A 7055-nucleotide genomic window follows, 5' to 3' on the forward strand; every position below is an offset into this window, starting at 1 on the left:
TCTCATTCCAGCACCACTTGAGCAAAGGGTGGTTCACCTCGACCGCCCTTTGCTCTAAGGTACCTTCATGGCTCTCGCTAGACTATCAGCTCGTGCGTTTCGGGTCGCGGTGACACCGTCATCGCGCACGCTGCGCGCCGAGCTTTTGCGGCTGTGCGCCCGTATCGGTTATTCGCCACCTGCCGTCCTCTGACGAATTCGCCCCGGCGCCGCCGGAATGATTTCAGAGGAAAGATCAAATCAATGACCTATCAGAACTATTCGCTGAAGCAGCTTCAGCAGATCGACGCCGCGCATCACTTGCATCCCTTCACCGACCATAAGGAGTTGCGCGAGGCTGGCGCGCGCGTCATCACTCACGCCAATGGCCCGTTCATCTACGATTCCGAAGGGACGGAACTGCTGGATGGGATGGCCGGCCTGTGGTGCGTCAATATCGGCTACGGCCGTGACGAACTGGCCGAGGCTGCCTATGCCCAGATGAAGGAACTGCCTTACTACAATTCCTTCTTCAAATGCTCGACGCCGACGCCGGTGCTGTTGTCGAAGAAGCTGGCCGAGATCGCACCGAAAAACGTCAACCAGGTGTTTTATGGCTCGTCCGGTTCAGAGGCCAACGACACCGCCTTGCGGCTTGTGCGCCACTATTGGGTGCTGGAAGGCAAGCCGGAGAAGAACCGCGTCATCTCGCGCAAGATGGCCTATCACGGCTCGACCATCGCCGGCACCTCGCTCGGCGGCATGGATGCCATGCACAAGCAGCTCAACGGCGCGGTGCCCAACATCGTCCATGTGATGATGCCCTATGCCTATGAGCTGGCTCTGCCTGGCGAAAGCGACCATGATTTCGGCCTGCGCGCGGCCAAATCGGTCGAGGATGCCATCCTGGAGGCCGGCGCCGAGAAGGTCGCGGCGTTCATCGGCGAGCCGGTGATGGGCGCCGGCGGCGTCAAGATCCCGCCGGCAAGCTACTGGCCCGAAGTGCAGCGCATCTGCCGCAAATACGATGTGCTGTTGATGCTGGACGAGGTCATCACCGGCTATGGCCGCACAGGCGAGTGGTTCGCGGCCCAGACCTTCGGCATCGAACCGGACACCATCACCACGGCCAAGGCGCTGACGTCGGGCTATCAGCCGCTCTCGGCGCTGCTGGTGGGCGATCGCATTGCGTCGGCGCTGGTCGAGAAGGGCGGCGAGTTCAACCATGGCTACACCTATTCGGGGCACCCCGTTGCCTGCGCCGTGGCGCTGAAGAACCTCGAGATCATCGAGAGGGAAGGCCTGGTCGACCGCGTCAGGAACGACACCGGACCCTATTTCGCCAAGGCGCTGCAGGAGCGCATCGCCGGGCATGATCTGGTCGGCGAGGTGCGTTCCATCGGCCTGATGGGCGCGATCGAGATCGTCAAGGACAAGGCGACGAAGGAGCGCTTCCTGCCGTCGGGAAGTGCTGCGGTTGTTGTGCGCGACCACGCGATCGCCAACGGCATGATGCTGCGCGCCACCGGCGACACGATGATCCTGTCGCCGCCGCTGATCTGGACCCGCGACACCATCGACATGGCCTGCGAGCGCATCGGCAAGGCGCTCGACCTGGCGCAGGCCGACCTGCGCAAGCGCTAAGAAACGAGGCAGGCGCCCACCAATCGGACGCCTGCCTCAAAATATCGTCGCGGTCGGAACGAATATTGCTACCGCGCGTAGTTGATGGCGCAGCGCAGCGGCTGCCCTATGGGGATTGTGTTCATGAGCAGGACTGGCAGGAGCCGGCGCCGCCGAGAAGCGGTCACGATCGGCAGCGATCTCATGCTGGCGCCGATGGTGGCGATGATGCGCCTGCCTCTCATGGCAATGGACGCCGGAAGCGGCCAGCCGTGGGGAACCGAAACCGCGCGGGCCGTCAACGAGAAGACGGTTGCACTGGCTGAAGGTGTCTTCGCGGCGCAGATGTCCCTGCTGCAATCGGCGACCCGTTTCTGGCCCGAAATCCTTTCCGGCCTTACCCCGTCGCTGCTCAATGGCATTGCGGCGGAACGATCAATCAGCGCCGCGCTGAAGCCCGCCAGCCGAGCGGTGAAGGCGAATTTTCGCCGGCTTTCCACAAAGACCTGATCCACAGTGTCTGCTCAGGCGCATGGGGGTGCGCGGAACTTTGATTTTGCGCATCGTCCAGATCATGGGCTAGAACCAGCCGGTGCAGTTACAGTGGGGGATGCAATGGCCGGACAACCGCTCAACCAGCCGGCTGAAATTCCAGCCGAGCTTGATCGCTGGAACTGGGGCGCCTTCTTCCTCAACTGGATTTGGGGCATCGGCAACAGCACTTTCATCGCGCTGCTGGCGCTGATCCCCGTCGTCAACCTCATCATGATCTTCGTGCTCGGCGCGCGCGGCAGCCGCTGGGCCTGGCGGAACCGCGCCTGGCGCGATGCGGAGCAATTCCGCAAGACGCAGCGCAACTGGGCGATCGCCGGCCTTGCCGTCTGGGTGGTCAGTATCGGCGGCTGTGCGACGATGGTCGGCAGCATCCCTTTCGTGCTCAAGGGCAGCGACGCCTACCGGATGACCATGGACGCCGTCCGTGCCGACACCCGGGTGAAGGCCACGATCGGCGACGATGTGGCCGATAATTTCTGGGTCGGCGGTAATCTCAATGTCAATGCGAATGGCGCCGGCGACGCCCAGTTCAGTATTCCCGTCCACGGCGCCAAGGGCAAGGGCACCGTGTTTTCGCATCTCGTTCGCAATGCAGGCACATGGAGCACGCGCCTGCTCGTGGTCCGCGTCGACGGCGTCGATGCACCGATCGTGCTGACCAATGAAGATCACGTGCCGATCCCGGGTGCGGCGATCGGAATATAGATGATCGTGGATAGGAAAGGGGCCTGAAATGCAAAAACCGCGCCCCATCAGGAACGCGGCTTTGCCAGATACGCATGGCGTTTCGCTACGAAGACACTTGCGAAACTTACGGGCTCCGGTACGCGAGACCTGATCCGGAGCGCCGGGCGGATGCGATATGTCCGCCTCGCAATCCGTTTTATAGGGACATCGTTACCGCAGAGTTATCGAGAGCTTAAGCAAATCTAAATTTGCGGGTCTTTCTCCGCAAAGACCCGGGAAAAGTCTATCGAATCCGCTGTTTAGGCCGGGTTGCCGCGCAGAAAATTAATTATGCCGGAAAAATCGGCGCCGCCATGGCCCTGGGCGTTGAACAGCGCATAGAGCTGCGCCGCCTCGGCGCCGAGCGGTGTCACGGCGCCCGCGCCAAGCGCTGCTTCCTGGGACAATTTCAGGTCTTTCAGCATGAGAGCCGCGGCAAATCCCGGCTTGTAATCCCTGTTGGCGGGCGAAGTGGGCACCGGGCCGGGCACCGGGCAATAGGTGGTCAGAGACCAGCATTGGCCCGACGAGGTCGAGGCGACGTCGAACAGCGCCTGATGCGACAGGCCGAGTTTCTCCGCCAGCACGAAGGCCTCGGCAACGCCGATCATCGAAATGCCGAGGATCATGTTGTTGCAGATCTTGGCGGCCTGGCCGGCGCCGTCACCGCCGCAATGGACGATGCGCCCGGCCATCGGCTTCAGGATCGGCTCGGCGGCGGCGAAGGCATCGTCGGAACCGCCGGCCATGAAGGTCAACGTGCCGGCTGTCGCCCCGCCGGTGCCACCGGAGACCGGCGCATCGATCGACAGCAGGCCGTGTTTGGCGGCGATTGCATGCGCCTTGCGCGCCGATTCCACGTCGATGGTCGAGGAATCGATGAACAAGGCATTTTTCTTCGCCTTGGGGGCGATATCCTCATAGACCGACAGCACGTGCTTGCCGGCAGGCAGCATGGTGATGACGACATCGGCATCCTTCACGGCGGCAACGGCGTTGGCCATGATTGTGATGCCATGCTCGCGCGCGATCGTCAGGTTCTCTGTCATCAGGTCGAAGCCGTGCACCGCATGCCCCGCCTTGACGAGATTGGCGGCCATCGGATTGCCCATGTTACCGAGGCCGATGAAGGCGATCGTCGTCATTGTCTCACTCCCGGAGTTTGCTGGCTTCAGCGTCCTATCAGCGCCCGCGCGATGATGACGCGCATGATCTCGTTGGTGCCTTCCAGAATCTGGTGGACGCGCAGGTCGCGGACCAGCTTCTCGATGCCGTAATCATGCAGATAGCCATAGCCGCCGAGCAGTTGCAGCGCATCGTTGGCGACGTTGAAGCCGGTGTCGGTGACGAAGCGCTTTGCCATCGCCGACCATTTACCGGCGTCCGGAGCCTTGCGGTCGAGCTTCGAGGCCGCCGCATAGAGGAAGATGCGCGCTGCCTGCAATTCGGTCTCCATGTCGGCCAGCCTGAACTGCAGCGCCTGGAACTGGTTGATCTTCGAGCCGAAGGCCTTGCGCTCAGCCGTGTAGGCCAGCGCCTTGTCGAGCGCCGACTGCGCGCCGCCCAGCGAACAGGCGGCGATGTTCAGCCGGCCGCCGTCGAGCCCGGCCATGGCGATGCCGAAACCGGCGCCTTCGCCCGACAGGAGGTTCTCGGCCGGCACCTTGCAGTCCTCGAAGATGACCTGGCGGGTCGACTGCATGTGCCAGCCCATCTTGTGCTCGTTGGCCCCGAAGGACAGGCCTGGCGCATCCTTGGGCACGACGATGGTGGAGATGCCTTTCGGGCCATCGGCGCCGGTGCGCACCATGACGGCATAGACATCGCTGTCGCCGGCGCCGGAGATGAACTGCTTTGCGCCGTTGAGCACATAGTCGCCGCCGCTCTTCACCGCGCGCGTCTTCAGGGCGGCGGCATCGGAACCGGAACCCGGCTCGGTCAGGCAGTAGCTCGCCAGCCATTCCATCGAGGTGAGCTTCGGCAGGAAGCGCTGTCGCTGCTCCTCATTGCCGAAACGGTCGATCATCGATGCCACCATGTTGTGGATAGAGATGAAGGACGAAAAGGCCGGATCCGCGTGCGACAGCGCCTCGAAGATCAGCACTGCGTCGAGGCGTCCGAGAGCCGATCCCCCGACATCATCCCTGATGTAGATGCCGCCGAGGCCGAGCGGCCCTGTCTCGCGGATCACGTCGGCGGGGAAGTGTTTCCTGCGGTCCCAGTCGAGTGCGTTCGGCGCGACGCGATCGGCGGCGAAGGCCTGCGCCATCTCCTGGATGGCGCGCTGTTCCTCGGTGAGTTCGAACTGGCTGGTGCTCGCATCGACCGCGGCGTCCATGGCGTGCTCCCTGATGTCTGACCTGCTGGCCTGTCGTTTTTGGCTTTGCGCGCGCACCAATCTAGACCAATGATGCCGCCGCGCAACCCGAGCCGCCGCGGAGCGGCTGTGCACCAATGCATGTCCGGAGCAAGATGTGACGACAAAATTCGACGAGCTGTTGGGACAGTTCCACGCCTATCTTGCTTCCGTCGATGATGCCCTGGTGCGCGACGCCGTGGCGCGTATCGGCTGGGATATGCCGGCCCGCGATTTGGAGCCGCGTCCGCTTGGCTGCCTGCGCCATCTCGACCGCGCCGCCGAACTGGCACCGCCGGATGCGAAACCCCTGGTTCGATTGCTGGCCGAGCGGCGCAACGAATTGCATTGGGGGCAGACCTATACCGAGGCTGATTTCGGCAAGGCCTTCATCGACAATTACGGCTGGCTGGAAATGTTCGGCACGCGCGGCCATTTCGCCAATGACGAGGTCGCCGCAGGCCTGCTGATGCTCGGACCCGGGATCGTCTATCCCGACCATCATCACGTCGCCGAGGAGATCTATATTCCGCTGACCGGCGGCACCGAGTGGCGCATGGGCGAGGGCGGCTTTCGCAAGCGGGAGGCCGGCGAGGTCGTCCACCATGTTTCCAACGTCAACCACGCCATGCGTACCGGCAAGGAGCCGCTGCTGGCGCTTTATATCTGGCGCGGCGGGCCGCTGGCGCAGAAATCCACGATCACCGGAACCTCGGTGCAGGACAGGAGCTGATGGCCAGGGCAATCATGCTGCAAGGCACGGGCTCGGATGTCGGCAAGACGGTGCTTGTCGCAGGGCTATGCCGTGCCGCCAGGAATCGCGGCCTGAAAGTGCGGCCGTTCAAGCCGCAGAACATGTCGAACAACGCCGCCGTCGCCGATATTCCCGGCGACAACAACCATGGCGGCGGCGAGATCGGCCGCGCGCAATGGCTGCAGGCGATCGCTTGCGGGGTTGCGCCGTCGGTCCATATGAACCCGGTGCTGCTCAAGCCGCAGACCGATGTCGGCGCCCAGGTCATCGTCCAGGGCAAGGTGTTCGGCGAGGCGAGGGCTCGTGACTATCAGGCGCTGAAGGGCCGGCTGATGGATGCCGTGCTGGAGTCCTGGGGAAAGGTCGGCGCGGGCGCCGATCTTGTCATTGTCGAGGGTGCCGGTTCGCCAGCCGAAATCAACCTCAGAAGCCGCGACATCGCCAATATGGGTTTTGCCACACGGGCTGATGTACCGGTGGTGCTGGTCGGGGACATTGATCGCGGCGGCGTCATCGCCTCGATCGCCGGCACGCATCTGATCCTGCCGGAAGAGGACCGGCGCATGATCGCCGGCTATCTCATCAACAAGTTCCGGGGAGACGTCTCGCTGTTCGATGATGGCTTGAAGGCGATCGGGAAATTCACCGGATGGCGCTGTTTTGGCGTCGTGCCGTGGCTCAAGGCGGCGGCGCGGCTGCCCTCGGAGGATTCCGTGGTGTTGGAGCGGCTGGCGTCCGGCGAGGCGCGCGCGTTGAAAGTGGCGGTGCCGATGCTTGGCCGCATCGCCAATTTCGACGATCTCGACCCGCTCAAGGCCGAACCGCAGGTCGAAGTGGTGTTCGTGCCGCCGGGAAAGAAGCTGCCGGTCGATGCCGGGCTGGTGGTCATTCCCGGCTCCAAGTCGACGATCGGCGACCTCCTGAAATTTCGCGAGAACGGCTGGGACCGGGATCTCGCGGCGCACCGCAAGCGCGGCGGCCATGTCGTCGGCATTTGCGGCGGTTTCCAGATGCTCGGCCGCATGGTGCGCGATCCCGACGGTATCGGAGGCAGGGTTACCG

At 63.4% G+C, this 7055-nt stretch carries 7 protein-coding genes; 5 read left to right on the forward strand and 2 right to left on the reverse strand.

The window, feature by feature from the left end:
- Positions 1-243 precede the first annotated feature (243 nt).
- The 3 genes from EOA36_RS21705 to EOA36_RS21715 all read left to right on the forward strand — a co-directional run bounded on the left by EOA36_RS21705 (position 244) and on the right by EOA36_RS21715 (position 2862).
- Complete coding sequence (locus tag EOA36_RS21705) at positions 244-1623, forward strand: aspartate aminotransferase family protein (RefSeq protein ID WP_127279361.1); 1380 nt, start codon at positions 244-246, stop codon at positions 1621-1623.
- 123 nt (positions 1624-1746) lie between these two features.
- Positions 1747-2112 carry a hypothetical protein gene (locus EOA36_RS21710; RefSeq protein WP_127279367.1) on the forward strand — a complete coding sequence of 122 codons (366 nt, stop codon included), beginning with the start codon at positions 1747-1749 and terminating at the stop codon, positions 2110-2112.
- A gap of 105 nt (positions 2113-2217) precedes the next feature.
- Complete coding sequence (locus tag EOA36_RS21715; RefSeq protein WP_127279362.1) at positions 2218-2862, forward strand: cytochrome c oxidase assembly factor Coa1 family protein; 645 nt, start codon at positions 2218-2220, stop codon at positions 2860-2862.
- Between the two features lie 281 nt (positions 2863-3143).
- Here the strand turns inward: EOA36_RS21715 and mmsB are convergent, their stop codons facing one another.
- Entirely contained in the window at positions 3144-4028 is an 885-nt protein-coding gene (mmsB, locus tag EOA36_RS21720; RefSeq protein ID WP_127279363.1) for a 3-hydroxyisobutyrate dehydrogenase, read from the reverse strand.
- Positions 4029-4054: 26 nt separating this feature from the next.
- A complete protein-coding gene (locus EOA36_RS21725) occupies positions 4055-5221 on the reverse strand; it encodes an isobutyryl-CoA dehydrogenase (protein WP_127279364.1) in 1167 nt (388 codons plus the stop codon).
- A gap of 136 nt (positions 5222-5357) precedes the next feature.
- Between EOA36_RS21725 and EOA36_RS21730 the strand changes: the two genes are divergently transcribed.
- Together EOA36_RS21730 and EOA36_RS21735 are read left to right on the forward strand one after the other, a co-directional pair.
- On the forward strand, positions 5358-5972 hold the full coding sequence (locus EOA36_RS21730) for a dimethylsulfonioproprionate lyase family protein (protein ID WP_127279365.1): 615 nt from the start codon (positions 5358-5360) through the stop codon (positions 5970-5972).
- A partial coding sequence (locus EOA36_RS21735; protein WP_127279366.1) for a cobyric acid synthase occupies positions 5972-7055 on the forward strand: 1084 nt, incomplete at its 3' end. The genes EOA36_RS21730 and EOA36_RS21735, both read left to right, overlap by 1 nt.

It is taken from the genome of Mesorhizobium sp. M8A.F.Ca.ET.021.01.1.1 (genome assembly GCF_003998025.1).
GTDB lineage: Bacteria > Pseudomonadota > Alphaproteobacteria > Rhizobiales > Rhizobiaceae > Mesorhizobium.